This is a genomic window from Desulfurella multipotens (genome assembly GCF_900101285.1).
Classification (GTDB): Bacteria; Campylobacterota_A; Desulfurellia; order Desulfurellales; family Desulfurellaceae; genus Desulfurella; species Desulfurella acetivorans.
In genome coordinates, this window is record NZ_FMYU01000004.1 from 45,975 (window position 1) to 71,478 (window position 25,504).

Sequence of the window (25,504 nt, forward strand, 5' to 3'; positions counted from 1 at the left end):
ACTCACCTCACTTTATAGTTTTGCGATATCTTATAGAGGTTTTTCCATACAAGTTTATTAAAAAATACCACAGTTAGAGCCATTGTTAAAACACTGGCTGCTAAAAGTGGAATTTGTCCTGAGTTAGCTGCCTGACTGATAAGGGCTCCTATACCGGTTGTTGTTAAAGTTTGATTTTTAAATGTAACATATTCAGCTACAATAGAAGCATTCCAAGCACCACCTGCGGCTGTTATCCAACCTGTTACGAGATAGGGAAATATAGCTTTAAAGTAAATTGAGCTAAATCTTTCCCATAAAGAAAGCTTAAAAATTTTGCCCATCTCAATCATTTCAGACGGAATACTTAAAGCACCAGCTATCACATTAAAGAGAATATACCATTGTGTACCCATCAACATTAAAATAACACTTCCATAACTTAAATTTATTTTTAAAATGTAAAATAGACCTATTAAAGCAGGGAAAAGCATAGGTGCAGGAAAACTAGCAGTAATTTGTATAATTGGTTGTAAAATCTTTGATAGTTTTGGAGATAGACCTAAATATATACCAAGCGGTATTGTCCATAAAGAACCTATTAAAATTGTTATCAGTACACGAATTAGTGTATATGCATCTGATTTGAAAATCGTATACCATGTAATAGATGGCAGATTTTTTATCATAAAAATGATTTTATAACTAGTGTAGATAATAAAAATAACAATTGCTATTAAGATTAGGTTTGCAAAAAATTTAGCTACCAGATTTTTTTTTATTTTTCTGTTTTTTTCTTTTTTTGTGTTTGTTTTTAAATATTTAAATTTTTCTTCGAACCACATTGAAGTTTTTTTGTATGAATTTCTTACAAATTCTAATATATTTGAATCTATAAGTAAGTTTAAAAACCATGATTCTTTGGGTTTTGAAGTTAAAGAATATTCAATCTTAAATTTTTCAGACCACGCGACAAGTGGTTGCCATACAAATTGATCTAGTACCACGATAATTATAATCATAGCCAAAATACCATACAACATTGCAGTATAATTTCCAGCATTTGCTGCTGTAGACATATAAGACCCTAAACCTTCTAATCTAAAATTTTTATTTCCAAGTGAGAATTCTTCACATACCATAAGAAAAAACCAACCGCCTGCCATACTCATCATGCTATTCCAGATAAGGGATGAAATAGTAGTGGGAAATTCTATCCATTTAAACTTTTGCCACCAATTTAGTTTATATATACTTGCAACTTCATTAAATTCTTGAGGTATACTATTTAATGTTCCATAGAACCCAAAAACCATATTCCATACCTGACCTGTAAAAATCATTATTATGCTGGCAAGTTCAAGACCTGTATTACTATTTGGAAATAATGCAATTAAAGCTAAAACTACAGCAGGTAAAAAACCAAGTACGGGTATACTTTGTAAGATATCTAAGATAGGCAACAATAGTTTTTCTGCGGTTTTATTTTTATACATAAAGTACCCATAAAAAATTGTAAAAACAAAAGAAAAACCAAATGCAATAAGTGCTCTTGATAAAGAGAAAAGACTGTATTTGATCAATGAACCGATAGAAAGATTTATATTTGCTTCATAGTTTATATGAGATGTAGCTTGTTTGGCATAGTGTGAAATTATATACAGAAAGCTTAAAAGCAATAAAATAAATATAAAATCAGCAATCAAACTTCTTTTTTTAACAACATCAAAATTTATACTTGATAAACTTAGCATAAACTCACCCCTAACATTTGTAAGCAGATGAGTTTATGCTAAGTTTACCCATCTGCTTACATATAAGTTTTGTTGCACGAGTTGGGAACTTCCATTCATTAAACTCCTAATTTTAAAACTGCAGCTAGTATAACTTAGGCTATTTTTTTTGTCAAGAAATTTTTGGGCTTATAAGCTGCAACGCAAAGGGTGTAACAAGTGTAGTTAATAGTGATATTAAAACAATTAAAGCATATAGCTCATCATTTAGAATTCCACTTGTTTTTCCAATTGTAGCAAAAATTAATCCAACTTCTGCCCTTGGTATCATTGAAAACCCAACAGCTAATTTGTTATAAAAACCATTAATAAAAAATCCACTAGCCATCTTGCCTAGGATAGCTATTGTTAAGAATATAAGCAAGTCTGTTATAAGCCTGTTAAAAGTTGAAAAACTCAATTGGCTTAGATTAAATGACAAACCTATATATACAAAAAAGAATGGCTCAAAAAAATTTTGTAATGTTTTAAGTTGTGATTTTGCCTTTTTGAATAAATTATCAAGTTTGATAGTTTTAGACAAATTTAGCGTTTGCAGACTGTAGCCTATAATAAATGCACCCAAAATATTTAAATGAACGAGTTTATAAGAAACGAAAGAGTATGCTATAATTGCAAAAAAAATTATTGAACTAACATAGTTTGCGTTTTTATCAAAACTAAAATTTATTGCATTTTGTAATATAATTTTTATAAAAGGCACCATTAAAAAAAGTATTGTAGCATAGAGTATAATACTAAATGCAATTTCTAAATTGATAGTTTTTGTTTGCGCGAAATTTGATACTAAAAGCAACATTATAATACCAATTATATCATCTATAACAGCTGCAACTAACACAATGTTTGCAACAGTCGTGTTTTGTTTTTTTAAATCCATAAAAGTTTTTAGCGTAACTCCTATGCTTGTTGCCACAAGACTGCCTGCTATAAAAAATGATTCGTTTTGGTTATAATCTAAAAGTTTAGCAATAGTAAGTGCTATAAAAAATGGAACAAAAGATCCTATAATAGCTACAAAAACACCTTTTAAATTTGTTTTAAACCCAGCCTTTAAATTTATTTCTAAACCAGATTCATAAAGCAAAAACAATATACCTATTTCTGCAAACACATAAAATACTTCGTTTGGTACAATCAGATTAAAAATACATGGGCCTAGCAAGATACCTATTGCCACAAAAGTAATTAGTTCTGGTATTCCAAAATTTTTAAGCCATTTGCCAAATATTTGTGTCAAAAGCAAAATTAAGCTTATAAATAATATTGATAACATAATAAAATTATAGCATAAATGATTTTGCTTGACAAATTATAAAAATAAGCTTTAATAGTAACAGATTTTAGGGGGTTTTAGTATGGACGAGAAAACCTTAAACGAGCTTAAAGATAGATTGTTATACTTAAAAAGAGAGATTCAGCAGAGAATTAAGGACAATAATGATCGTGTGAGAAGCTTAGAAAGTGGCGATGAAGCTGATTTTTCAAATAGTATTTCCTACAAAGATCTTACTTACAATTTAATAGAAAAAGATAGAGCCCAATTAATTGAAATTGAAGAAGCGCTTTATAGAATGGAAAACAATACATATGGTATTTGCGAAAGATGCAAAGAGCCTATAGAAATTGAGAGATTAAAAGCAAAACCTACAGCAAAATACTGTGCTAAGTGTAAACGTATTATCGAATCTAATAGGTAGTCTTAAAAATCTTATTTTTCCTTCAGTTTGTATTTTCTGCCAAAGACCAATTAAAAACGGCTATATTTGTAATAATTGTATGAATGATATGGTGTATAAAGGCCCAAGATGCATAAAGTGTTCGAAACCTGTTAATCAAAATACACTATTATGTTCAAATTGTTCGCAAAAAACTTATTATGAAAAAGGTTTTGTGCTTTTCTCATATAATAATCAAAAAGTAGCCAATTTGATAAAGTGGTCCAAATTTAGTGGACATTTTTACTATTTAAATTCAATAAAACATTTCAAAGAACATATAGATTTTAGTATTTTTGATGGTGTTGAGGCATTAATTGCCGTTCCCATGCATAGAAAGGATTTACAAAAACGAGGTTACAATCAGTCTCTTATTATAGCAAAAATACTCAGCACTTTATCGGGTATTTGTGTATATTATGATATAATCGAAAAAACACTACAAACAAAACCTCAAGTAGGTCTAAAAAGGCATGAACGTCAAAATAACCTAAGAAATGCTTTTGTTTTAAATCCAAAAGCGAAGAAATTTAAAAAGGTATTAATAGTTGATGATGTTGTAACAACAGCATCAACTATTAACGAGTGCGCTAAAGTTTTATCAAGTCTTGATATAAAGGTAAACTTTTTTGCATTGGCTTCAGAGTTTTAAGAATTACTATTGCCGTTTTGTCTTTCTTTCCTTTGAGCATCAAATACAGCTAAAGCTATCATATCTTCTATGGTTCTAACAGGTGAGCCCATCTCAAGGACATGTATACTTTTTTTAAGACCAAGCAGTATTGGTCCTATAGGGTATGCACCACCTAGCTTGTACATGAGCTTATAGGAGATGTTTCCTGCATCTAGGTTTGGAAAGATAAATACATTAGCTTCTTTGCCTTTTATTGTGTTAAATGGGTAGAATTCATCCCTTAGGGTTACATCGCTTGCAATGGTTGCCTGCATTTCTCCTTCTATTAGTAAATCCGGATTTATTGATTTTGCTATCTCTACTGCTTTTTTTACCTTTATTGCTTCTTCTTGGTCATTGCTGCCAAAGTTTGAAAACGATAACATTGCAACAACAGCCTGTGCGTTTGTCAGGTCTGTATAGAATTTGGCTGTTTCTATAGCTATGTAGGCAAGAGTCTGAGAATCTGGGTTTATATTTATCGTGGTGTCCGCAAATAAGTATATACGGTTTTTAATGACCATTACATATACACCTGCAACAGGTACATTGGGAGATTTTTCTGTAACCTGCAAGATGGGTCTTATAACTGTTGGGTAGTTGTAGGTTTCCCCGATAAGCAATGCATCAGCATCACCTTCCCTTACCATCATAGTAGCAAATACATTGGGTCTATGGTTTATAATGTAGCCTGCCTCTTCTTTTGTTATGCCCTTTCTTTGCCTTATCTCAAGCAGTCTTTCTATATAGTGCTGTCTTTTTGGTGATTGCATCGGGTCTATGAACTCTATTTTGTCTATGATCTTTGGGTTTAGCCCTAATTCTTTTACCTTGTCTACAACAAACTCTTTGGTTCTACCTCTTGAACCTACAAATACAGGTTTAAATATACCTTCTTCCAAGGCATTTTGAACAGCTCTTAAAATATTTGGATTTGTAGTTTCTGTGAACACCACTCTTTTTGGATTTTCTTTGGCTTTTTCATATATGTAGCGTGTTATGGATCTTGTTTTGTCAAGTTTTAACTCCAAAGTCTTCTTATACTCTTGCATGTCAAAGTGCTCTATCCTTGCTACCTTAGAGTCAATTGCAGCCTGTGCAACGGCGCTTGATACGTATATTAAAGCCCTTGGGTCAAATGGCTTTGGTATGATGTAGTCTGGACCAAACTTTAAGTTTGATAAGCCGTAGGCTTTAAGTACACCTTCTGGCACATCCATTTTAGCTAGGTTTGCTAGAGCTTTTGCAGCTGCTATCTTCATTTCTTCATTTATAGCAGTAGCCATGGTATCCAGTGCGCCTCTGAATATGAAGGGAAATACTAGCACATTGTTTATCTGGTTTGGGTAATCGCTTCTGCCTGTTCCTACTATAGCATTGGGGTTTGCTTCTTTTGCTTCTTCGTATGTAATCTCAGGCGTTGGGTTTGCCATGGCAAATATTATAGGGTGATCATTCATGGATTTTACCATTTCTTTTGTAAGTATATTTGGCTGGGATAAGCCGAAGAATACATCAGCACCTTCTAGGGCTTCCTTTAGCGTTCTAACAGGGAGGGTAGTTGCAAACATTTCTTTGTATGGGTTCATCCCTTCGGTTCTGCCTTTGTATATTACACCTTTTGAGTCTATCATTATGATATTTTCCCTTTTTACACCAAGGCCTACATAAAACTTGGCGCAGGCAATGCCCGCTGCTCCTGCGCCACTTATTACTACCCTTATGTTTTGTATTTCTTTTTGGCTTATTTCTAAAGCATTAAGGAGTGCTGCGCCAGAGACCACAGCTGTACCATGCTGGTCATCGTGGAATACCGGTATGTTCATTTTCTTTTTAAGTTCATCTTCTATGTAAAAGCATTCTGGGGCTTTTATGTCTTCAAGGTTAATACCGCCAAATGTTGGCTCCATGGCAGCTACAATTTCTATGATTTTATCCGGGTCTTTTTCGTTTAGCTCTATATCAAATACGTCTATATCTGCAAACTTCTTAAACAAATTACCCTTTCCTTCCATTACTGGCTTTCCAGCTAGCGCTCCAATATCGCCAAGGCCAAGTACAGCTGTGCCATTTGTTACAACAGCTACAAGGTTTGATTTTGTGGTGTATTTGTATGCATCCTGCGGATTTTCTTTTATCTGCATGCATACTTCTGCAACGCCTGGTGTATAGGCTAGCGATAGGTCTTTTTGACTGTTAAATGGCTTTGTGTACCTTACTTCTATCTTACCCGGTTTTTCCAAGCTATGGTAGTCTAGTGCTTCTTGCTTTAGGGTTTTGTCTTGCATCAATTTTCCTCCTTAATAATATTCTACTTATTTATCTGCTTGTGTTGCACAAATAAGTACAGCATCCCATACAGCACTGTATGGTGGCGAGTATGCAAAATCCAAATACTTAACTTCGCTAACTTTTAAATTTGCATATATTGCAACAGACAAAGCGTTAATCCTTAAAATTCCGTCATAAGAACAAATTTGAGCACCAAGCAGCTGTTTTGTTTTTATATCACTTATAAGTGAAACTATTATTTCCTTATTGTTTGGTAAATAATGTGCTTTTTCATTTGCAACAATAGTTGTAATTTTTGGTTCAAATCCAGCATCTTGTGCTTGTTTTAAGCTTAATCCAGTTTTTGCTATACCTAAATCAAACAATTTAAATACAGAAGTGCCTGTTATACCTTCAAATACTTCATTACCTCCTGTTGCATTTATGCCTGCAATGCGGCCTTGCTTGTTTGCATTTGTGCCAAGTGGAAAATATACATGTTTCTTTAATAATTTATGATAAATAGTTGCACAATCTCCGCAGGCAAAAACATCTTCAATATTAGTTTTCATTTTTTGATCAACATCAATTGCATTGTTTGAGAAGAAGTTTAAACCACTACCAATCAAAAAGTCTGTATTTGGTTTAAACCCAGTTGATACATTAACAACATCACACTCAAATGTGTCTTTGTTTGTTATCACCTTGAGAGGTGAATCTATTTTTTCTATATCAACAGAACAAATTAGCTTTACGCCATTGTTTTGTAATTCTTCAATAGCCTTTTGTCTTATTTCATCAGTATATTCTAGCAAAATATTATCTAATTTTTCTAAAATTACAACTTCTAAACCACGTTTTTTTAAATTGTCTGCAAGTTCTAAATTGATAAATCCCCCACCTATAAGAACTGCTTTTTTACAATTTTCGCTTATTAGATATTTGTTTAGTTTTCTTCCATCCTCCAATGATTTTAGGGAAAAAACGCCTTCATTTGTTATTCCATCAATAGGTGGTAAGTTACTTTTGGCGCCAGTAGCAATAATTAATTTATCATAATTAAGCTCATATTGGTGGTTTGAGAGATTATTTTTCACCAAAACTACGCGCTTTTTTGTATCAATACCAATTGCTTCTTCATTTAACCTTAAATCTATATTGCGTTTTTCTCTAAATTCTTTTGCGCTTACTGCTACAACTTCTTCCATATCTTTTTTGAGGCCTATTATATACGGCATACCACAGGCACCGTATGAAACATCCTGGGTTTTTTCAAGCATAATAACATGTGCATCTTTTTGCCTTCTTTTTGCCTGGCTTGCAGCACTTGCACCAGCTGCATCTGCTCCTATTACAACAATTTTTAATGGTTCCATATTATCCTCCTTGCACTAGTTCTGTTAAAATAATGCTTGATTTTGGATGTAAAAATGCAATTAATGTGTTGTTTGAGCCTTGTTTTGGTTTTTCGTTAATCATTTTTACGCCTTTTTTCTTCAAGGATTCAATTTTTTGTTCTATATTATCACATTTATAGGCTATATGATGAATCCCAGGTCCTTTTGTTTCCAAGAATTTTTTTATTGGGCTATTGTCTGATATTGGTTCTAAAAATTCTAAATGAACGCCATTACAATCAAATTTGGCAATTCTTACACCTTGTTCTTCTACTGTTTCTTTGCCTAAGTAGTTAAAACCTAATATGTTTTTATAAATTTCTATGGCTTCATTTAAGTCATTTACAGCTATACCTATATGATCAATGCTTTTCATATTGCCTCCATTATTTTGTCAATCACAGTGTAAAAATTCAACTCCTTGTTGTAAATTTTTTTTATGGTTGCTTTATCAAAAAAGCTTTTTATGTTTTGGTTTGATAAAATTTTGTCAATCATAGCTTTACTAAGTGTATCAATAAGCTCTGACTCTATAAAATACTGTCTTTTTTTAGCTAAATTGCTCGAGTTTTTGATGAAATTCAAGTAATTTGATATTTCTTTTTTAAGTAAGTCTATACCACTCTCTTGAAAAGTGTTTGTAGCAATCGTTTTCAACACTGCTGGTTTGGGTTGTTTTTGACTTAAGTTTGCAATATCGGATATTTCTTTGAATAATTTTTGAGCAAAATCTAGATCTGCTTTGTTTATAACATATATATCTGCAATTTCTACTACACCTGCTTTCATGGCCTGAATTTCATCACCAAAACCAGGTGCAAATATAAGTACAACGCAATCTGCAACTTTTACAACGTCAATTTCGCTTTGACCAACGCCCACTGTTTCTACAATAATTATATCAAAACCTGCTGCATCTAAAACCTTAATGGCATCTTTTGTAGCTTGAGATAAACCACCAAGCGCACCGCGTGAAGCCATTGATCGTATATATACAAATGGGTCAGTGGTGTGGCTTTGCATTCTTATACGATCGCCAAGTAAAGCTCCTTTTGTAAATGGACTGCTTGGGTCTATTGCTAAAACCGCAACGCTTTTGTTATCATTTCTAAAAGCTTTAATTAATTTGTCTGTAATTGTAGATTTACCAGCACCAGGTGAGCCAGTAATTCCAATAATACTTGCTTTTCCGGTATAGGGAAATATTAATTTTAAAAAAGGTTTTTTTATTTTATACTCAGAGTTTTCAATAAAACTTATGGCTTTTGCTATATAGCGTATTTGTTTATTTAAAATACCATCAACCAATTTTTGAATTTCTTGATTTTGATTCATTTTCAATGAAATCCACAATTGTTTTAATAGATGTACCTGGTCCAAAAATTGCCTTAATGCCTTTAGATTTTAAAAATTCGATATCGGAATTTGGGATAACACCGCCCCCAAAAACAATTATATCATCTGCACCAGCATTGTGCAATTCTTCAACTACTTTTGGAAATAATTCATTATGAGCCCCACTTAGCAAACTCAAACCTACAAAATCCACGTCTTCTTGGACCGCTGCAAGCGCAATTTGTTTTGGAGTTTGCCTTATGCCAGTGTAAATTACTTCATAGCCATTTTCCTGTAAAGCCCTTGCAATAAATTTTGCACCTCTATCATGGCCATCAAGACCTGGTTTTGCTATTAAAATTCTAATTTTTCGCATTTTGCCTCCATTAAATTATCACGCTTTCTTTGTACTCACCAAATTCCTGTCTTAGTGTATCTGCAATTTCTTGCAATGTAGCATAATTCTCAACGCACTCTATAACAACTGGCATTATGTTTTGATCAGATCTGGCAGCTTCTTTTAATAGATTTAAACTTTTTAATACTTTTTCGTTATCTCTTTGAGACTTAATTCTTTGAAGATTTTTTATTTGTTCAAATCTTAGCGAAGGATCAACTTTAAGTAAATCTTTTGGTGGTTCTTCTTCAATTTGGAAACTATTTACACCTACAATAATTCTTTCTTTATTTTCAATATCCATCTGGTATTGGTAAGCTGAATCTTGAATTTCTTTTTGTACAAAACCCTGTTCAATGGCAGCTACCATACCACCAAGTTCGTCGATTTTATTTATATATTCCCATGCTTTTTCTTCTATCGTATCTGTTAGGCTTTCTATATAATATGATCCGCCAAGCGGATCAACAACATTTGCAACACCTGACTCATAAGCTATTATTTGCTGGGTCCTTAAGGCTATTCGAACGGATTTTTCAGTAGGCAAAGCAAGGGCTTCATCCATAGAATTTGTATGAAGGCTTTGCGTACCACCAAGTACGGCTGCAAGTGCTTGAAGTGTCACTCTTATGATGTTGTTTTCTGGCTGTTGAGCGGTAAGTGTTGAACCGCCTGTTTGTGTGTGAAATCTTAACATTTGCGACCTTTCATTTTTTGCATGAAAGCGTTCTTTCATGATTTTTGCCCACATGCGCCTTGCAGCTCTAAATTTCGCTACTTCTTCTAAAATATCGTTGTGTGCATTGAAAAAAAATGATAGCCTTCCAGCAAAATCATCTACATTTAAACCTTTTTCAATAGCACTTTTAACATATTCAATACCATTTGCCAATGTAAAAGCTACTTCTTGGACAGCTGTTGAGCCTGCTTCTCTTATGTGATAGCCAGAAATACTTATGGTATTCCATTTTGGTACTTCTTTTGAGCAGTACTCAAAAATGTCTGTGATTATTCGCATTGAAGGTTTTGGTGGATAAATATATGTACCGCGTGCAATATATTCTTTTAGAATATCATTTTGGATAGTACCGCGCAAAAGTTTTTTATCCACACCTTGCTTTTTGCCTACAACTATATACATAGCAAGCAATATAAAAGCTGTAGCGTTAATTGTCATAGATGTTGACACTTTATCAAGTGGAATATCTTTAAACAAAGTTTCCATGTCATCTATTGTGTCTATAGCTACACCAACCTTACCAACCTCTCCTTCGCTCATAGGAGAGTCTGAGTCATAACCAATCTGTGTAGGCAAATCAAATGCAACAGATAAGCCTGTTTGGCCTTGCTTTAATAAATATTTATAACGTTCATTTGATTCTTTTGCTGTACCAAAACCAGCGTATTGTCGCATTGTCCAAAACTGGCCCCTATACATGGTAGGATATGGTCCTCTTGTAAAAGGATACTGACCAGGATACGATAAGTTTTGTTCATAATCTTTTACATCACAATCTGTATATAAATCTTTCACATCAAGATAAGAGCTTGTTTTAAACCTTTCTTTTCTTGTGGGGTTTTTTTTGATGTAAGGTATTAAGGTTTTTTCTTGCCAGTTTTTGTAGCCATTTTCGCTCATCTTGAATCCTCCTTTTTTAATGCTTGCACTAAATTATATACTTAACGTCAAAAAAAGTAAACTAAATTTTAACATATATTTTAATTATGCGAAAATTAAAAAAGTTAACAAAATTATTATAAAGTGATAAACTTACACAATTGACAATAGCTACAAAATGTATATATTCTAAAACAAAAAAGGAGGTATTTAAGTATGGATAGTACTCAAAAAGATACAATAAAAAAACAACCACGCGTAGTAGTTTTTTCAACGCCAAGTTGTCCTTGGTGTACAAGGGTAAAGGACTATTTAAGGAAAAACAGTATTAATTTTAAAGATGTAGATGTTTCAAGAGATAGAAAAGCAGCGGAGGATATGGTGAGAATGACAGGTCAAACCGGTGTGCCGGTGGTACTTATCGGTTCAAGGGCTATTGTAGGTTTTGATAAAGCAAAAATTGATAAACTTTTAGGGTTGTCTTCATGATATATGATGATGAAATTGAAACTCTACCAAGAGAAGCCCTAGAAGCTCTGCAATTTAAAAGACTTCAGCAAACACTTGAGCGGGTATACGCTCTTGTGCCTTTTTACAAAGAAGCATTTAAAAAAGCAAATATTTTACCAGAAGATATAAAATCTCTAAAAGATTTACATAAATTACCATTTACCACTAAGGATGATTTGAGAGAAAGCTATCCTTATGGTATGTTTAGTATGCCTATTAACAAAATCGTTCGCATACATGCATCAAGTGGAACAACGGGTAAACCTACTGTTGTTGGTTATTCAAAAGCTGATATTGAAGAATGGGCTCAATTGATGGCTAGATCTTTTGTTGCTTGCGGTGTAACGGATAAAGATATTATACAAAATGCTTATGGCTACGGTTTGTTTACAGGGGGATTAGGCGCCCACTACGGTGCAGAAAAATTAGGCGCAGCAGTAATTCCTATATCTGGAGGCAATACCAAAAAGCAAATTATGATTATGGTGGATTTTAAGTCAACTGTTCTAACAGCTACACCTTCTTATGCCCAGCTTCTTGCAGATACAATCGAAGAAATGGGTTTACTTGATAAAATAAATTTAAGAGTAGGCGTTTTTGGGGCTGAACCCTGGAGTGAAAATATGCGTCAAAAATTAGAAGAAAAACTCCGAATAAACGCTATGGATATATATGGTCTAAGCGAGATAATGGGTCCTGGTGTAGCAATTGAGTGTGAAGCTAAAGAAGGCTTGCATATTTGGGAAGATGCATTTATACCAGAAATAATAGATCCCCAAACACTAGAACCATTAGAAGATGGTCAGGAAGGGGAACTTGTTATTACAACTATAAAAAAACAGGCTATGCCACTAATAAGATATAGAACAAAAGATATTACAAGAATTATAAAAGAACCATGCAAGTGTGGCAGGACCCATAGGCGAATACAAAAAATATTAGGCAGAAGCGATGATATGTTAATTATAAGAGGTGTAAATGTATTTCCAAGCCAGATAGAATCAGTTTTGATGGAAATTGAAGGACTTGCACCTCACTATCAGTTGATTGTGGATAGAGTTAATAATTTGGATACGCTTGAAGTGCAAGTAGAAGTTGATAGCAAGGTTTTTTCTGATGAAATCAAAAGGCTTCAAAGTTTACAAAATCAAATTCAAAAGGATATAAAGGATCTTTTAGGTATTACAACAAAAGTTACACTTGTTGAGCCAAGGACTATACAGCGCAGCGAAGGTAAAGCCAAGCGTGTAATAGATAAAAGAAAAATATAGAGGCAAGCTAATGAAAAGATTAAATCAAATTTCCGTTTTTGTTGAAAACAAACCTGGCAGATTACTGGATGTAGTTGAGGTATTGGGTAATAATAACATTGATATAAAGGCCATAAGCCTTGCAGATTCATCGGATTTTGGCATAGTAAGATTTATTTGCGAAGACCCGAAGTTTGCTCATGAAATACTTACCAAAAATGGTTTTACTGCAAGCCTAACCGAAGTTTTGGCTATAGCTATAAGCGATAGGCCAGGATCGCTTGCAAAAGTGTTAAAATCTTTCAAAGAAAGCAATATTAACATAGAGTATATGTATGGGTTTTCTGCAAAAATAAAAGATTATGCTGTGATGATAATAAAAGTTTCTGATTTAGAAGAAACTATAAAATGTTGTATTGCAAATAACATACAAATATTATCGCAAAGCGATATTAAAAGCATTGTATGATGTTGAAATTTCTATTATTTTTGGTATAATAGGTTTAGGTTTTAGTTTAATTTAAATTGGCCTTGGGTGTTCGTGATGCAATTTTTCCTTAGAGCCAACACCTAACAATGGGGGGCCAGTATCAGGTAGCCTTATGGCGCTTGAAAAAGTGCCGTGAAAGGCTATTCTCGAGGTACCCACTTATCATTGCTAGGTTCTAGGAAAATTCCGCACACGGCACCTTAGGCTTTAATATAAATTTTAAAGAAGTTTGTAATGGAAGTTTATAAATATACAAAAAAACAATTAAGGCGTGATGCTTTAAACGAAAGAAGACTCTATTCTAAAAAATTCGTATTATCAAAAAGTCAAATCATATCGAAAAAGTTAGCGGATTTTCTTAAAAATAAGCGTATTAAAAATGTAGTTTCATATAATCCTATAAATAATGAAGTTCAACCAAACTTTTTCATAATAGGCAATAGCTTTAATATATTTTTTACAAAAATGGAAGGAAAGTTTCTACGTATTGCTAAATCAAAAAGTTTTAAAAAAGGTAAATTTTCTGTTTTAGAGCCATTTTGTGGTATTTTTGCATTTAAAAAAAACATTGATTGTTTTATTGTTCCTGCCCTGGCAGTCGATAAAAGAGGTTATAGAGTGGGATATGGTTTGGGTTTTTACGATAAATTACTTAAAAATTCAAAAGCTTTAAAAGTAGGTGTATGTTTTGATTTTCAAGTTAAAAATTTTTATATTCAAGAAGATGATTTTGATGTTTCTCTTGATTACATAATTACTGAAAAAAGAATTTTAAAGTGTAGGAGATAGGTATGTCAATGATATTATTTAGTATTTTAACATTAATATTAGGTCTTTTAATAGGTTATCTTGGTGTTTATTTTCTGCAAATCAAAAAAAAGGAGTATTTAAAACAAAAAGCTGAGGATATAATCAAAAATGCAGAAATTGAAAGAAATAACATGTTAAAGAAAGCCGAAATTGATATTAAAGATTATACACTTACAGCAAAAAACCAGATTGATGAAGAAATCAGAGAAAAAAGAAAAGAAATTCAAAAATGGGAAAAAAGACTTCAAATGAAAGAAGAGACTTTAGACAAAAAACAACTTCAACTTGATAGTAAACAGGAACAGTTAAATAAAAAATTGGAAGAACTTAAAGAAAAAGAGCAATTTTTAGACGAGGAAAGTGCTAAACTTACAAGTTTACTCGAAGAACAAAAAAGAAAAATTGAAGAAATTGCTAGAATGACTACTGAAGATGCTAAAGAATACCTTATCAAACAAATTGAAGATGTTGCAAAAAAAGAAGCTGTTGTAAGACTTAGAGAAATCGAAGAAGAAGTTAATGAAAATGCAAAAAAAATTTCGCAGAAAATACTAAGCCTTACCATGGAAAAGATGGCAAGCACGTTTGTAATGGAAAAAACAATATCTACTGTTAGTTTGCCAAATGATGAGATGAAAGGAAGAATTATAGGCAGAGAAGGCAGAAATATTAGGTCCTTTGAAAAAGAAACCGGTGTAGATTTAATCATCGATGATACTCCAGAGGTTGTTGTAATATCAAGTTTTGATCCAAAGAAAAGAGAAATTGCTAAAGTTGCTTTAGAAAAGTTGATACAGGATGGTAGAATTCACCCGGCTCGCATAGAAGAAGTTGTTGAAAAAGTTAAACAGGAGCTAGAACAGGAAGCTATTGAAGAGGTTAAATCTTTAATATTCGATTTAGGTATAGAAAATTTACATCCAGAGATTATTAAGCATTTGTCAATGTTAAAATATAGGACGAGCTATACGCAAAATGTTTTACAACATTCTGTGGAGGTAGCCTACATGGCTGGGATTATGGCAGCCGAGCTTGGGCTTAATATAAAATTAGCTAAAAGGGCAGGTCTTTTGCATGATATAGGAAAATCTACGGATCAAGAAATGGAAGGCTCACATACAACAATTGGGGCAGAAATAGCAAGAAAGTACGGAGAAAATGAGTATGTTATAAATGCTATTATGTCTCATCATGGTGAGGTAGAGCCCAACTGTGTTGAAAGTGTTCTTGTTTCAATTGCTGATACTTTGAGCGCAGCAAGACCCGGTGCTAGAATGGAAGTACTTGAAAACTATATTAAGCGATTGGAAGAATTGGAAAAAATTGCTAAAAAATACAAGAATGTCAAAAATGCATATGCAATTCAAGCTGGCAGAGAGCTAAGAGTTATAATTGAAGATCAATTTACAAGCGATAATGATGCTTATCTTGTCGCAAAAGAGATTGCAGAAGAAATAAAAGAAAACATGACTTATACTGGACAGGTTAAAGTAGTAACAATTAGAGAATTAAGGGCTGTTGAGTATGCAAACTGAGTTTTTGCGCATTTTGTTTGTAGGCGATATAGTGGGGGATGTAGGAAGAAAAATTGTTATAGATAAACTGGATTTTCTCAAAGAAAAATACGCTTACGATGTAGCTATAGCAAATATAGAAAATTTAGCAGGCGGTTTTGGGATAACAAAAGAAACGTATGATGCTATAGAACCTTACTTTGATGCATTTACTACAGGTAATCATGTTTGGGATAAAAAGGATTTTCTTATTAATATTGATAGTATGAATAAAGTTGCAAGGCCTTTTAATATGCCAAATACAAAAGGAAAACCTTACGTAATTGTAGAAAAAAATTATACACAGGTTTTGGTTGCTACGTTTTTAGGTAGAATTTTTATGAATCCTGTTGAAAATCCATTTATTTTATTAAATCAATTAATTAGGGAAGATTTACCTACAATAAAGATTATTGATTTTCATGCGGAAACAACAAGCGAAAAACAGGCATTTGGCTGGTTTTGTGATGGTAAAGTTAGTGCAATACTTGGAACACATACGCATGTGCAGACAAATGATGAAAAAATTTTACCGGGTGGTACAGCATATATTACAGATGTAGGTTTAACAGGATGCCATGGCGGTGTTATTGGCTTTAAAAAGCAAGCTATAATCGAAAAGTTTATAACTTATATGCCAACAAAATTTGATGTGTGCAAGGAGGATTTGAGGCTAAATGCCTGTATTGTTGATATTAATGTTTATACAGGCAAAGCACTGAATATAGAAAAAATAAATGAAGCTTAGTCTTGACAAACACATTGGTTAGTAATATACTAACCGATTATTATTCAAGGAGGTGTCCTGTGGAATTTAAGGTTAATAAGACAATCGATGAAATAAACGAAAAAATAAAAAGAAAAGAGGTAGTGGTTGTTAATGCAATAGAAATGATAGACATCGTTAGAAAACATGGTTGTATAGAAGCAGCTAAAAAGGTTGATGTTGTAACCACAGGCACTTTTGGAACAATGTGCTCAAGTGGCGCACTAATAAATTTTTGGCATACAAAACCAAAGATAAAAGCTTCTAAGGTATGGTTTAATGATGTTGAAGCTTATGGCGGTGTTGCTGCTGTTGATTGTTATCTTGGAGCAACAGCGGTTAAAGAGGGTGATCCGTTAAATAGTATTCATCCTGGTAGATTTAATTACGGCGGTGGCCATGTTATCGAAGATTTAATTGCTGGCAAAAAGGTATTGCTTAGAGCAGAAGGTTATGGTACGGATTGTTATCCAGCAAAAGAGTTTGAAAAAGAAATTACTATTTCTGATTTAAGAGATGCTACATTATTAAACCCGCGCAATGTTTACCAAAATTATTCTGTTGCTATAAATACGACAGATAAAACAATTTATACATATATGGGTGTATTAAAACCAAATATAAGCAATGCCACGTATTCTTCGGCAGGAGAGCTATCTCCGTTGTTTAATGACCCGTTTTACAGGACAATAGGCATAGGTACAAGGATATTCTTAGGTGGTGGGATAGGTTATGTAATCTACCAGGGTACTCAACATGACCCGGACGTAGAAAGAAACGAAAGAGGCTTGCCAAAATCAGGTGCAGGAACATTAGCGGTTGCTGGCGATATGAAGCAAATGAATACTAGATATATAAAAGGAGCATCAATTTTAGGATACGGTGTATCTTTAAGTTTAGGTATTGGTGTACCTATACCGATAATCAATGAAGAAATGGCTTTTTTTTGCGGTGTTAGCGATGAAGATATACAGGCATATGTTTATGATTACGGTTATGATTATCCAAATAAAATTAGCAAAACATATGGTCTTGTAACTTACAAAGAGCTAAAAAGTGGAACAATCATAATTGACGGCAAAGAAGTACCAACAACACCACTATCAAGCTATTACATGGCGCTTGAAATTGCTGAAGAGTTAAAAAAATGGATATTAGATGGCAAATTTTACCTTACAAAACCAGCTTGTTTAATTGGGCAATCAAGTGATTATGAACCACTTAAGTATGTGAAATGCTAAGATTTTATAGGCAAAATGTTGTTAACGATTTATACGGTTTTGAAGTAACAATAAAAGAGAGTAATTTATTTGTAAAAACATGCAAAGATCTCAAGGAAATAGCATTTGAAACATTATATAAAATTAGGAAAGATTTAGAAAACTATATTTTAAAGTCAAAAGAATTTTTTACATCACTTTCACCCATAAAACAAGATAAAAGCGCTCCCTTTATAGTAAAAAAAATGATTAAAACATCACAAATGATGGATGTTGGTCCAATGGCTTGCGTAGCTGGGGCTATTTCGCAGGAATTAGGAAAGGTATTATTGAAGCATTGCGAAGAATGCATTGTAGAAAATGGTGGCGATATTTTTTTGAAGTTAAACAAAGACGTAAGCTTAGGTTTATATGTAGGTAAAGATCACCCATTAAATGATATTACAATACTTTTGAAAAAATCTGATAAACCATATGGTATATGCACATCAAGTGCTAAGGTAGGGCCATCTCTATCATTTGGCATAAGTGATGTGTCACTTATTATTTCTCACGATGCATATTTTAGTGATTGTCTGGCAAGTGCTTGTGGTAATATAATAAAAAACGATAAAGACCTTCATAAAGCAGTTGATCTTGCAAGAAAATACAAAGAAACAATTGGATGTTGCTTTATTTGTGATGGCAAGATAGCTTTTTGGGGCGATATTGAGTTAGGAGGCTAATAGTGATAGCAAAAAAAGTTTTATTAAAATTTTCCAAAAAAGCAGCTGGTAGACCTATTATTTGTGAACTTTCCAGAAAGTACGATTTGACATTTAATGTGATGGAAGCAAAAATTTCGCCTAAAAAAGAAGGCTTGATGATACTTGAGCTTATTGGAACAGAAAATGCCTACAATAGCGGTATTGAATACTTAAAAGAAAACGGTGTTGAGATTTCTAGTATAGAAGACCGAGTTTTTAGAGACGATGATTTGTGCTACCACTGCGGGTATTGCTTAAGTGTTTGTCCAACCGATGCTCTTATTATAGATGATAGACAAACAATGAAGGTTTCATTTTATAAGGATAAATGTATAGCATGTGAGTTATGTGTTAAAGTATGTCCCACAAAAGCAATGAAAATACGCGGTCTTGATGGTGATTTAATTTGATTTGATGCTTTGAATTAATATACCGCTTGCAATTATACTAAGACCTATAAATGAACTAATAAGTATTTTATCGCCCAAAAATATATGTATATAAACCAAAGATAGAAAAGGTGTTAAATATAACAAATTAGAAACAAGATGCGTTGGAGCTTTTAGTGCTTTAAACCAAAATACATAAGATATGCCATTTATAAAAAAACCATTTAAAAACAACCAAAACCATACATTTATACTTGGTAATTTTATATGTGATAATAGTAAAACAGTTGGTATCATAAAAATAACTGCAGCTAAAAAAAATACTAAAGCCGATACAGTTTGATCATATTTAAATTTTTTACCAAGTATGCTGAATAAAGCAAATACAAATGCATAAAGCAATGCAAGAAAATCTCCTTTGAGGTTAGAAAAATTTAGGTTTGTTAAATTGCCATTTGTTACAATTACAAATATACCAAAGAAACTAATAAGGATAGCGATTATTTTTTTAAAAGTTAAACGTTCTTTTAATATAAAAACTCCTAAAATCACAACCATTATAGGCCAGGTATAAGCAAGCAGAAAAACCTCTTGTGCACCAGCAATACTAAAAGCTCCATAAAGAATAAGATAACAAAAATAAGTACCCAAAAAGCCCAGTAAAAACATATTTGCATAATCTTTGAATTTGTATTGTTTTAGTAAATGTAATTTGTTTTGAAAAATATTAACGAAAAATAAAACAACAAAAGATATAATACTTGAATAAAAAAGCATTTGGATATTATTTAACTCAACAAGTATTTTTTTTGATACTACAGGAATTGCTGCCCATAATATAATACAAAGCGCTAAATAAAAATATGCACTAAGTTGTTCTTTATATATGTTTATTTTAGACATTAATTTACTCTAAATGTAAAGCAGTTTTAATTATATTCGGATTTTCTTTTAGTCTGCGTTTAGCATATGCTAGCCATTGTTCACCATATGGAACATAAATTCTTAGTCTATGTTTTTTATCTAATATAAATTGTTTTAAGTTTTCGCCTACTCCCAATAACATTTGAAACTCATATTCATCTGGTTTTAGATTATAATCTTTAATAAATTTCATTGCGTGAAATATAAGCTTTTCATCATGTGTAGCAATGCCCACATAAGCTTTTTTCTTGAACAATTCTTCTAAGCAATACTTATAATTTTCTACAATAATCTCTCGATTTTTGTAGGCAATTTTTTCTGATTCAACATAAATGCCTTTGCAAAGTCTTATGTTCATTTTATCATCGGATAAATACTCAATATCATCTATTGTTCTTTTTAAATAAGCTTGTAAAACTGTCCCTACGTGTTGACCAAATTCTTTTCTAAGTTGTTTATACATTTCAATAGTGTCTGTTGTGTATGGGGAGTTTTCCATATCTATCCGCACAAAATTATCAAGTTCAAAAGCCCTTTTTACTATCTCTCTAATATGGTCAAAACCTAATCTTTTACTTAAAGCAAAGCCCATCTGTGTGGGCTTTAGGGATAAATTGGCATTTAAATTGTTAGCTTTAATTTCTTCAAGTACTCTTATACACTCATTTTTATAAAAAACTGCTTCTTCAATTTTTTTTACATCTTCACCAAGAACATCAATCGTACTCATGATGCCATTTCTGTTAAATATTTTAGTAAGATTCAAAGCATCTTCTAAGTATGAACCTGCAATATATTTTTTGGCAAATATAGAAACGATGTTTGATGGCACGTAATCAATTGTATTTGACACAATTGTGTGAAATAAAGACATTATTTTATTCCTCCATCATGAAAGGATATTCAAACATTTGGGGTGGATTAAAGTTTTCTTTTATAGCTCTTGCGCTTGTCCACCTGATTAAGTTTAATAGACTACCTGCTTTGTCATTGGTACCACTTGCCCTTGCGCCCCCAAATGGTTGCTGGCCTACCACTGCTCCTGTTGGCTTATCATTAATGTAAAAGTTTCCAGCTGCTTGTTCTAACTTTTCAACGGCGAGATTAATGGCTGCTCGATCTTGTGCAAAAACAGCGCCTGTTAAACCGTATGGGCTTGTTTGGTCGCATAGCTCGAGTGTATCTTCATATTTTGAATCATCGTATAAATATAATGTTACAACAGGTCCAAAGATCTCTTCTGTCATTGTTTTAAATTGTGGGTTATCAGTTAAAATAACCGTTGGTTCTATGAAGTAACCTTGAGTATCGTCGCATTTTCCACCTTTTAGAATTTTAGCTTCATTTGAGTTTTTAGCATACTCAATATATGAAGATATTTTTTTAAATGCTTCTTTATCAACAACAGCATTCATAAAATTTCTAAAATCTTCTGGACTTCCAATTTTAATTTTGTCTATTTCATGGAATAGATCATCTTTTATTTCATTGTATAAACTTTTTGGCAAGTATACTCTTGATACCGCCGAGCATTTTTGTCCTTGATACTCAAAAGCGCCCCTTATTATAGCTGTTATTAAAGCTTTTTTATCGGCACTTTGATGTGCAAATATGAAATCTTTGCCGCCCGTTTCACCAACAATGCGAGGATATGACTTATATAATGGGATATTTTTGGCAATTGTTGACCACATATTATGAAAAGTTTCCACACTACCAGTGAAATGTAGACCTGCAAAATATGGGTTAGAAAAAATGTATTCACCTATTTCAGAGCCTTGTGCAGGTAAAAAGTTTATTACACCATCAGGTAAACCTGCTTCTTTTAATACTTGCATAAAAATATATGGGGCATATACGGAACTTGATGCAGGTTTAAATATTGATACATTACCCATAATTACTGGTGCTGTAGGTAAATTGCCAGATATTGATACAAAATTAAATGGAGGTGCAGCGAAAATAAAACCTTCAAGTGGTCTATACTGCATAATATTCCACACCCCTTTTGGCGAGTAAGGCTGGTCTTCATAAATTTGTTGCATGTAGTAAACATTAAAACGCAAGAAATCTATAAGCTCACAAGCTGAATCAATTTCCGCTTGAAATGCATTTTTGCTTATAGAAATCATCGTAACTGCATTTATCAGGTATCTATATTTAGTACTTAATAGTTCTGCTGCTTTGAGAAAAATTGCAGCGCGTTCTGAAAAATCGTACTTACTCCAGATTTTTGCAGCCTTTAAGCTTTCATTTATAGCCAGGGCTATTTCGTCTTTTGATGCTTTGTAATAATAACCAAGAAGTTCACTGTGATCATGAGGGGAACGAATTTCTACTTTTTTTTCTGTTTTGTACTCTTTGCCACCAATAATTAAAGGTATTTCAACCCTCTCCGATTTTATTTTTTTTATAGCATCCTTTAATAATTGCCTGTGAGTTGATCCTACCTCATAATTATAAACCGGTTCATTTAATGCTTGAGGTAATTTAACTTTACAATTTTTCATTTTGAACCTCCAAAAACTTACTTTACTTTAAATTATATACACTTAATTTTATTAAGTCAAGTAAGTTATAAAAAAAATTTAAAACTACTTGACTATTAAATTAATTTGTGATATTTAGTAAATTTAGTTCTATATTTAAATGTAAAAATTTATTTATGCAAGGGGGTTTTTATGAAACTAAAAAACCTATTATGGGTAGTAGTTTCGCTCATCTTTGTTTTAAGCTTTAGCAGTTCTTATGCTGCAGGTGTAATTAAAATTGGTGTTCAAGCACCAATTACAGGTCCTTTTGCAAATGAAGGCCAAGGTATTGATAATGCAGTAAAAATGTTGGTTGAACAGCAAAATGCAAAAGGTGGTTTGTTGGGTAAAAAGTTAGAGGTTGTTACATGTGACGATGAAGGCACGGCAGTAGGAGGAGCAATTTGCGCAAGAAAACTAGTAAATGATGGTGTTATAGCAGTAATTGGTACATATTCTTCAACACCAGCAGAGTCAGCTGAACCAATTTATGCAAGAGCAGGTGTTTTGCAAACAAGCGATGCTACAGCCGATTCTCTAACAAAACATGGTTATTGGACATTTTTTAGAAACTCTTGTCCAAATAGCGCAGAAGCAACATTTACAGCTGATTTTTTAGTTAAAAAAATGCATTTTAAACGTATTGTGGTTTTATCTGATTACTCTACTTATTCTTCAGATTTAGCTGATGCTACTGTAGCGGCCCTTAAGAAAATTGGCGGCAATGTAATATATAAAGGAAAAATTCAAGCTGGTTCACAAAACTTTACGCCAATTTTAACTAAAATTAAAGCTATGAACCCTGACGTGATTTATTTTAGCGGCTATTATACAGATGGTGGATTAATTAGGGCACAACAAGTTGCTTTAGGTATTAAAGCAGCTTTTGTAGGTGGAGACTCAAATGATAACCCAGAATTCTTTAAATTAGCAGGAAAGTCTGCAAATGGCGTTTATATGATTAATGTTCCAAGGCCAGATATTTTGCCATATCCTTTAGCAAAAGAATTTTTGAGAGATTACCAAGCAAAATACCATATGATGCCACCAAGTATTTGGACGCTATTTAATGCAGATGGTTTAAGGGCCATAATGTATGCAATCGAAAAAACTAAAACAACAGATACCAAAAAACTAGCAGCCTTTTTGCACAATTTGAAAAATTTTCCTGGTATAACCGGTCCTATAACTTTTACAAAAGATGGTGAAAGAGCTGGTAGCAGGTTTATGGCTTATGAAATTTACAATAACAATCAATACAAAGTTGTTTACAAAGAAGACTAAGTATGGAAATTTTTTTACAGCAAATTGTTAATGGTTTGGCAATAGGAAGTATTTATGCCCTTGTGGCCATAGGTTATACTATGGTGTATGGTGTGATGAAGCTCATCAACTTTGCACATGGTGACCTTGTGGCCCTTGCGGCCTATGTGGGATTAACTGTTCTTATGCAAGCTTTTGGAATGCATTTGTCTAATTTATGGGCAGTTATCTTAATGTTTACTGTAACAGCTATGTTTATATCTTTATTTGGCATAATATTAGAAAGATTAGCTTATAGACCGCTAAGAAAAGCACCAAGGCTGAGTGCAGTTGTATCAGCGCTTGGTGCATCGCTTGCAATAGAAAACGGTATTATGCTGATTTGGGGACCAAACATCAAGGTTTTTCCATCAAATGTATTTCCAAGCACGAGGTGGCACATAAGTGGTGTAGTTATTAATTCCACTCAAATAGCAATACTTTTGCTTTCAATCATTTTAATGATTGCTTTGTATATTTTTATTAATAGGACAAAAATTGGCACTGCTATTAGAGCAAGCGCGATAGATCAAGATGCTGCAAAACTGATGGGTATTAATGTTAATGGTATAATAATAGCAATATTTGCGCTAGGTTCCTTTTTGGGCTCTATTGGCGGCCTTTTTATAGGTATTTATTATCGAGAACTCTATTTTCAAATGGGCTGGATTTATGGACTTAATGCTTTTATTGCTGCAATTATTGGAGGCATTGGAAATATTCCCGGTGCTATGCTTGGTGGTATGTTGCTTGGGATTTTTAATGTGCTTATCGCTGGCTACGTTTCAAACACATGGTCTGAGGCTTTAACTTTTGCACTTTTAATTATAATTTTGATTATAAAGCCAACCGGGATTTTAGGTGAAAGAGTAGCGGAGAAAGTTTAATGAGAAAAAACTTGGTTTGGTATATTTTGTTTTTTACAATTGCTGTTATATACCCACATTTTGTTGATCCATCTTGGGTTGATATAGGTACAACGTTTGCACTTTACTCTGTGGTGGCTTTAAGTCAGGATATTGTTTTGGGTAAAGCAGGCATGTTTGATATGGGTCATGCTACTTTTTTTGGCATTGGTGCTTATACTGCAGCAATTTTAAATACAGTATACAATATTCCTATAATTTATACAATTCCCATTGCTATAGCATTATCCGCTTTGTTTGGGATTATCATATCGTGGCCAATAATTCATCTAAGAGGAGATTATTTACTTGTTGCAACAATTGGTTTTAATATTATTTTTTACCAGGCATTGCAGAATAATTTATTTGGCTTAACAGGTGGTCCAAATGGAATATTTGGTATAGGAGCGCCAGTGATATTTGGAATAAATATCTCAAGTCAAAGGGCAATCTATTACTTTGCATGGTTTATTTTGTTAATTACAATGCTCATTATATACAATATCGATAAAAGTAAATTAGGAAGAGCGTTTCATTATTTAAGAGAAAGCGAAATAGCAGCAGAAAGTTTTGGTGTAAATAAAAGATTTTATAAAGTTTTAGCATTTGCTTTGGGAGCTGGTGTCGCAAGTTTAGCAGGTGTAATTTTTGCAGTTCAATATGCTGCTGTAAGTCCTGAAACATTTAACTTTACACAATCTGTTCTATTTTTTACTATAGTTATTGTTGGTGGCCCATCATCTATACCTGGCATACTTCTTGGTACTTTTGTTATGTTTGTTGTGCCTCAATTTTTTAGAGAGTTTGCAACAGCAAGATATTTTGTTTTTGGCATTGCTATGATCTTAACTATGATATTACGTCCTCAAGGTATTTGGCCTGCAAAGTTTGGAAAATTACCAAAGTATTTAACCAAAGAGAGTTAAG

25 protein-coding genes and 1 other RNA gene are annotated in these 25,504 nt (G+C 32.8%); 15 read left to right on the forward strand and 11 right to left on the reverse strand.

The window, feature by feature from the left end; translation table 11 throughout:
• Positions 1-2 precede the first annotated feature (2 nt).
• Both BLQ93_RS03175 and BLQ93_RS03180 read right to left on the reverse strand, forming a co-directional pair.
• On the reverse strand, positions 3-1,733 hold the full coding sequence (locus BLQ93_RS03175) for an ABC transporter permease (protein WP_025391514.1): 1,731 nt from the start codon (positions 1,731-1,733) through the stop codon (positions 3-5).
• 151 nt (positions 1,734-1,884) lie between these two features.
• Positions 1,885-3,048: a cation:proton antiporter gene (locus tag BLQ93_RS03180; protein WP_025391515.1), complete on the reverse strand. Its 1,164-nt coding sequence runs from the start codon at positions 3,046-3,048 to the stop codon at positions 1,885-1,887.
• A gap of 82 nt (positions 3,049-3,130) precedes the next feature.
• Here BLQ93_RS03180 and BLQ93_RS03185 point away from each other — a divergent pair, with 82 nt between their 5' ends.
• Both BLQ93_RS03185 and BLQ93_RS03190 read left to right on the forward strand, forming a co-directional pair.
• Entirely contained in the window at positions 3,131-3,472 is a 342-nt protein-coding gene (locus BLQ93_RS03185; protein ID WP_025391516.1) for a TraR/DksA family transcriptional regulator, read from the forward strand.
• Entirely contained in the window at positions 3,435-4,142 is a 708-nt protein-coding gene (locus BLQ93_RS03190) for a ComF family protein (protein WP_245670438.1), read from the forward strand. Before BLQ93_RS03185 ends, BLQ93_RS03190 begins: the two co-directional genes overlap by 38 nt.
• Here the strand turns inward: BLQ93_RS03190 and BLQ93_RS09725 are convergent.
• From BLQ93_RS09725 to BLQ93_RS03220, 6 genes are read right to left on the reverse strand one after another with little or no spacing between them, the layout of a single operon-like run.
• Positions 4,139-6,451, reverse strand: a complete 2,313-nt coding sequence (locus tag BLQ93_RS09725; RefSeq protein ID WP_092128113.1) for an NADP-dependent malic enzyme — start codon at positions 6,449-6,451, stop codon at positions 4,139-4,141. The two genes, BLQ93_RS03190 and BLQ93_RS09725, sit on opposite strands and share 4 nt — an antisense overlap.
• 27 nt (positions 6,452-6,478) lie before the next feature.
• On the reverse strand, positions 6,479-7,810 hold the full coding sequence (locus BLQ93_RS03200; protein ID WP_092128115.1) for an FAD-dependent oxidoreductase: 1,332 nt from the start codon (positions 7,808-7,810) through the stop codon (positions 6,479-6,481).
• Position 7,811: 1 nt separating this feature from the next.
• A complete protein-coding gene (mce, locus tag BLQ93_RS03205; RefSeq protein ID WP_025391520.1) occupies positions 7,812-8,207 on the reverse strand; it encodes a methylmalonyl-CoA epimerase in 396 nt (131 codons plus the stop codon).
• Positions 8,204-9,166: a methylmalonyl Co-A mutase-associated GTPase MeaB gene (gene meaB, locus BLQ93_RS03210; protein WP_025391521.1), complete on the reverse strand. Its 963-nt coding sequence runs from the start codon at positions 9,164-9,166 to the stop codon at positions 8,204-8,206. The genes mce and meaB overlap by 4 nt, the downstream gene beginning before the upstream one ends.
• Positions 9,132-9,542 (reverse strand): cobalamin B12-binding domain-containing protein, encoded by a 411-nt coding sequence (locus tag BLQ93_RS03215; RefSeq protein WP_092128117.1) that lies wholly within the window; start codon positions 9,540-9,542, stop codon positions 9,132-9,134. Before BLQ93_RS03215 ends, meaB begins: the two co-directional genes overlap by 35 nt.
• Positions 9,543-9,552: 10 nt before the next feature.
• Positions 9,553-11,202: an acyl-CoA mutase large subunit family protein gene (locus BLQ93_RS03220; RefSeq protein ID WP_025391523.1), complete on the reverse strand. Its 1,650-nt coding sequence runs from the start codon at positions 11,200-11,202 to the stop codon at positions 9,553-9,555.
• A gap of 195 nt (positions 11,203-11,397) precedes the next feature.
• On the opposite strand from BLQ93_RS03220, the gene BLQ93_RS03225 reads away from it, so the two are divergent.
• From BLQ93_RS03225 to BLQ93_RS03270, 10 genes are all read left to right on the forward strand, one after another.
• A complete protein-coding gene (locus BLQ93_RS03225; protein ID WP_025391524.1) occupies positions 11,398-11,670 on the forward strand; it encodes a glutaredoxin family protein in 273 nt (90 codons plus the stop codon).
• Entirely contained in the window at positions 11,667-12,962 is a 1,296-nt protein-coding gene (locus tag BLQ93_RS03230) for a phenylacetate--CoA ligase family protein (protein WP_025391525.1), read from the forward strand. The genes BLQ93_RS03225 and BLQ93_RS03230 overlap by 4 nt, the downstream gene beginning before the upstream one ends.
• A 10-nt stretch (positions 12,963-12,972) precedes the next feature.
• Complete coding sequence (locus BLQ93_RS03235; protein ID WP_025391526.1) at positions 12,973-13,410, forward strand: ACT domain-containing protein; 438 nt, start codon at positions 12,973-12,975, stop codon at positions 13,408-13,410.
• 55 nt (positions 13,411-13,465) lie between these two features.
• Positions 13,466-13,642, forward strand: a non-coding RNA gene (gene ssrS, locus BLQ93_RS03240) — 6S RNA.
• Between the two features lie 23 nt (positions 13,643-13,665).
• On the forward strand, positions 13,666-14,220 hold the full coding sequence (locus BLQ93_RS03245; RefSeq protein ID WP_025391527.1) for a 5-formyltetrahydrofolate cyclo-ligase: 555 nt from the start codon (positions 13,666-13,668) through the stop codon (positions 14,218-14,220).
• An 8-nt stretch (positions 14,221-14,228) separates the two neighbouring features.
• Positions 14,229-15,776, forward strand: a complete 1,548-nt coding sequence (rny, locus tag BLQ93_RS03250) for a ribonuclease Y (RefSeq protein ID WP_173801006.1) — start codon at positions 14,229-14,231, stop codon at positions 15,774-15,776.
• Positions 15,766-16,542, forward strand: a complete 777-nt coding sequence (locus BLQ93_RS03255; protein ID WP_216818728.1) for a TIGR00282 family metallophosphoesterase — start codon at positions 15,766-15,768, stop codon at positions 16,540-16,542. The genes rny and BLQ93_RS03255 overlap by 11 nt, the downstream gene beginning before the upstream one ends.
• A gap of 59 nt (positions 16,543-16,601) precedes the next feature.
• Positions 16,602-17,801 carry a homocysteine biosynthesis protein gene (locus tag BLQ93_RS03260; protein ID WP_245670439.1) on the forward strand — a complete coding sequence of 400 codons (1,200 nt, stop codon included), beginning with the start codon at positions 16,602-16,604 and terminating at the stop codon, positions 17,799-17,801.
• Positions 17,795-18,505 carry a UPF0280 family protein gene (locus BLQ93_RS03265; protein ID WP_025391531.1) on the forward strand — a complete coding sequence of 237 codons (711 nt, stop codon included), beginning with the start codon at positions 17,795-17,797 and terminating at the stop codon, positions 18,503-18,505. The genes BLQ93_RS03260 and BLQ93_RS03265 overlap by 7 nt, the downstream gene beginning before the upstream one ends.
• 2 nt (positions 18,506-18,507) lie before the next feature.
• Entirely contained in the window at positions 18,508-18,936 is a 429-nt protein-coding gene (locus BLQ93_RS03270; RefSeq protein ID WP_025391532.1) for an NIL domain-containing protein, read from the forward strand.
• Here the strand turns inward: BLQ93_RS03270 and BLQ93_RS03275 are convergent.
• Genes BLQ93_RS03275 through pruA form a run of 3 tightly spaced genes read right to left on the reverse strand, consistent with a single transcriptional unit; the run spans position 18,928 to position 22,349 of the window.
• Positions 18,928-19,818, reverse strand: coding sequence for a DMT family transporter (locus BLQ93_RS03275; RefSeq protein ID WP_092128121.1), 891 nt, complete (start codon positions 19,816-19,818; stop codon positions 18,928-18,930). The two genes, BLQ93_RS03270 and BLQ93_RS03275, sit on opposite strands and share 9 nt — an antisense overlap.
• 4 nt (positions 19,819-19,822) lie before the next feature.
• Positions 19,823-20,713 (reverse strand): proline dehydrogenase family protein, encoded by an 891-nt coding sequence (locus tag BLQ93_RS03280; RefSeq protein ID WP_092128123.1) that lies wholly within the window; start codon positions 20,711-20,713, stop codon positions 19,823-19,825.
• A gap of 4 nt (positions 20,714-20,717) precedes the next feature.
• Entirely contained in the window at positions 20,718-22,349 is a 1,632-nt protein-coding gene (gene pruA / locus BLQ93_RS03285; protein WP_092128125.1) for an L-glutamate gamma-semialdehyde dehydrogenase, read from the reverse strand.
• Between the two features lie 171 nt (positions 22,350-22,520).
• Between pruA and BLQ93_RS03290 the strand changes: the two genes are divergently transcribed.
• The 3 genes from BLQ93_RS03290 to BLQ93_RS03300 are packed head-to-tail and all read left to right on the forward strand — an operon-like array spanning position 22,521 to position 25,503.
• Positions 22,521-23,654 carry a branched-chain amino acid ABC transporter substrate-binding protein gene (locus BLQ93_RS03290; RefSeq protein ID WP_025391536.1) on the forward strand — a complete coding sequence of 378 codons (1,134 nt, stop codon included), beginning with the start codon at positions 22,521-22,523 and terminating at the stop codon, positions 23,652-23,654.
• A 2-nt stretch (positions 23,655-23,656) separates the two neighbouring features.
• Positions 23,657-24,559: a branched-chain amino acid ABC transporter permease gene (locus BLQ93_RS03295; protein ID WP_092128127.1), complete on the forward strand. Its 903-nt coding sequence runs from the start codon at positions 23,657-23,659 to the stop codon at positions 24,557-24,559.
• Positions 24,559-25,503, forward strand: a complete 945-nt coding sequence (locus tag BLQ93_RS03300; protein WP_025391538.1) for a branched-chain amino acid ABC transporter permease — start codon at positions 24,559-24,561, stop codon at positions 25,501-25,503. The genes BLQ93_RS03295 and BLQ93_RS03300 overlap by 1 nt, the downstream gene beginning before the upstream one ends.
• Position 25,504 lies beyond the last annotated feature (1 nt).

What these genes read in the sequence shown, in the direction of transcription:
- BLQ93_RS03175 (WP_025391514.1), bottom strand. Translation starts at nt 1,733, where the DNA reads ATGCTAAGTTTATCAAGTATAAATTTTGATGTTGTTAAAAAAAGAAGT.
- BLQ93_RS03180 (WP_025391515.1), bottom strand. Translation starts at nt 3,048, where the DNA reads ATGTTATCAATATTATTTATAAGCTTAATTTTGCTTTTGACACAAATA.
- BLQ93_RS03185 (WP_025391516.1), top strand. Translation starts at nt 3,131, where the DNA reads ATGGACGAGAAAACCTTAAACGAGCTTAAAGATAGATTGTTATACTTA.
- BLQ93_RS09725 (WP_092128113.1), bottom strand. Translation starts at nt 6,451, where the DNA reads ATGCAAGACAAAACCCTAAAGCAAGAAGCACTAGACTACCATAGCTTG.
- BLQ93_RS03200 (WP_092128115.1), bottom strand. Translation starts at nt 7,810, where the DNA reads ATGGAACCATTAAAAATTGTTGTAATAGGAGCAGATGCAGCTGGTGCA.
- mce (WP_025391520.1), bottom strand. Translation starts at nt 8,207, where the DNA reads ATGAAAAGCATTGATCATATAGGTATAGCTGTAAATGACTTAAATGAA.
- meaB (WP_025391521.1), bottom strand. Translation starts at nt 9,166, where the DNA reads ATGAATCAAAATCAAGAAATTCAAAAATTGGTTGATGGTATTTTAAAT.
- BLQ93_RS03215 (WP_092128117.1), bottom strand. Translation starts at nt 9,542, where the DNA reads ATGCGAAAAATTAGAATTTTAATAGCAAAACCAGGTCTTGATGGCCAT.
- BLQ93_RS03220 (WP_025391523.1), bottom strand. Translation starts at nt 11,202, where the DNA reads ATGAGCGAAAATGGCTACAAAAACTGGCAAGAAAAAACCTTAATACCT.
- BLQ93_RS03225 (WP_025391524.1), top strand. Translation starts at nt 11,398, where the DNA reads ATGGATAGTACTCAAAAAGATACAATAAAAAAACAACCACGCGTAGTA.
- BLQ93_RS03230 (WP_025391525.1), top strand. Translation starts at nt 11,667, where the DNA reads ATGATATATGATGATGAAATTGAAACTCTACCAAGAGAAGCCCTAGAA.
- BLQ93_RS03235 (WP_025391526.1), top strand. Translation starts at nt 12,973, where the DNA reads ATGAAAAGATTAAATCAAATTTCCGTTTTTGTTGAAAACAAACCTGGC.
- BLQ93_RS03245 (WP_025391527.1), top strand. Translation starts at nt 13,666, where the DNA reads ATGGAAGTTTATAAATATACAAAAAAACAATTAAGGCGTGATGCTTTA.
- rny (WP_173801006.1), top strand. Translation starts at nt 14,229, where the DNA reads ATGATATTATTTAGTATTTTAACATTAATATTAGGTCTTTTAATAGGT.
- BLQ93_RS03255 (WP_216818728.1), top strand. Translation starts at nt 15,766, where the DNA reads ATGCAAACTGAGTTTTTGCGCATTTTGTTTGTAGGCGATATAGTGGGG.
- BLQ93_RS03265 (WP_025391531.1), top strand. Translation starts at nt 17,795, where the DNA reads ATGCTAAGATTTTATAGGCAAAATGTTGTTAACGATTTATACGGTTTT.
- BLQ93_RS03275 (WP_092128121.1), bottom strand. Translation starts at nt 19,818, where the DNA reads ATGTCTAAAATAAACATATATAAAGAACAACTTAGTGCATATTTTTAT.
- BLQ93_RS03280 (WP_092128123.1), bottom strand. Translation starts at nt 20,713, where the DNA reads ATGTCTTTATTTCACACAATTGTGTCAAATACAATTGATTACGTGCCA.
- pruA (WP_092128125.1), bottom strand. Translation starts at nt 22,349, where the DNA reads ATGAAAAATTGTAAAGTTAAATTACCTCAAGCATTAAATGAACCGGTT.
- BLQ93_RS03290 (WP_025391536.1), top strand. Translation starts at nt 22,521, where the DNA reads ATGAAACTAAAAAACCTATTATGGGTAGTAGTTTCGCTCATCTTTGTT.
- BLQ93_RS03295 (WP_092128127.1), top strand. Translation starts at nt 23,657, where the DNA reads ATGGAAATTTTTTTACAGCAAATTGTTAATGGTTTGGCAATAGGAAGT.
- BLQ93_RS03300 (WP_025391538.1), top strand. Translation starts at nt 24,559, where the DNA reads ATGAGAAAAAACTTGGTTTGGTATATTTTGTTTTTTACAATTGCTGTT.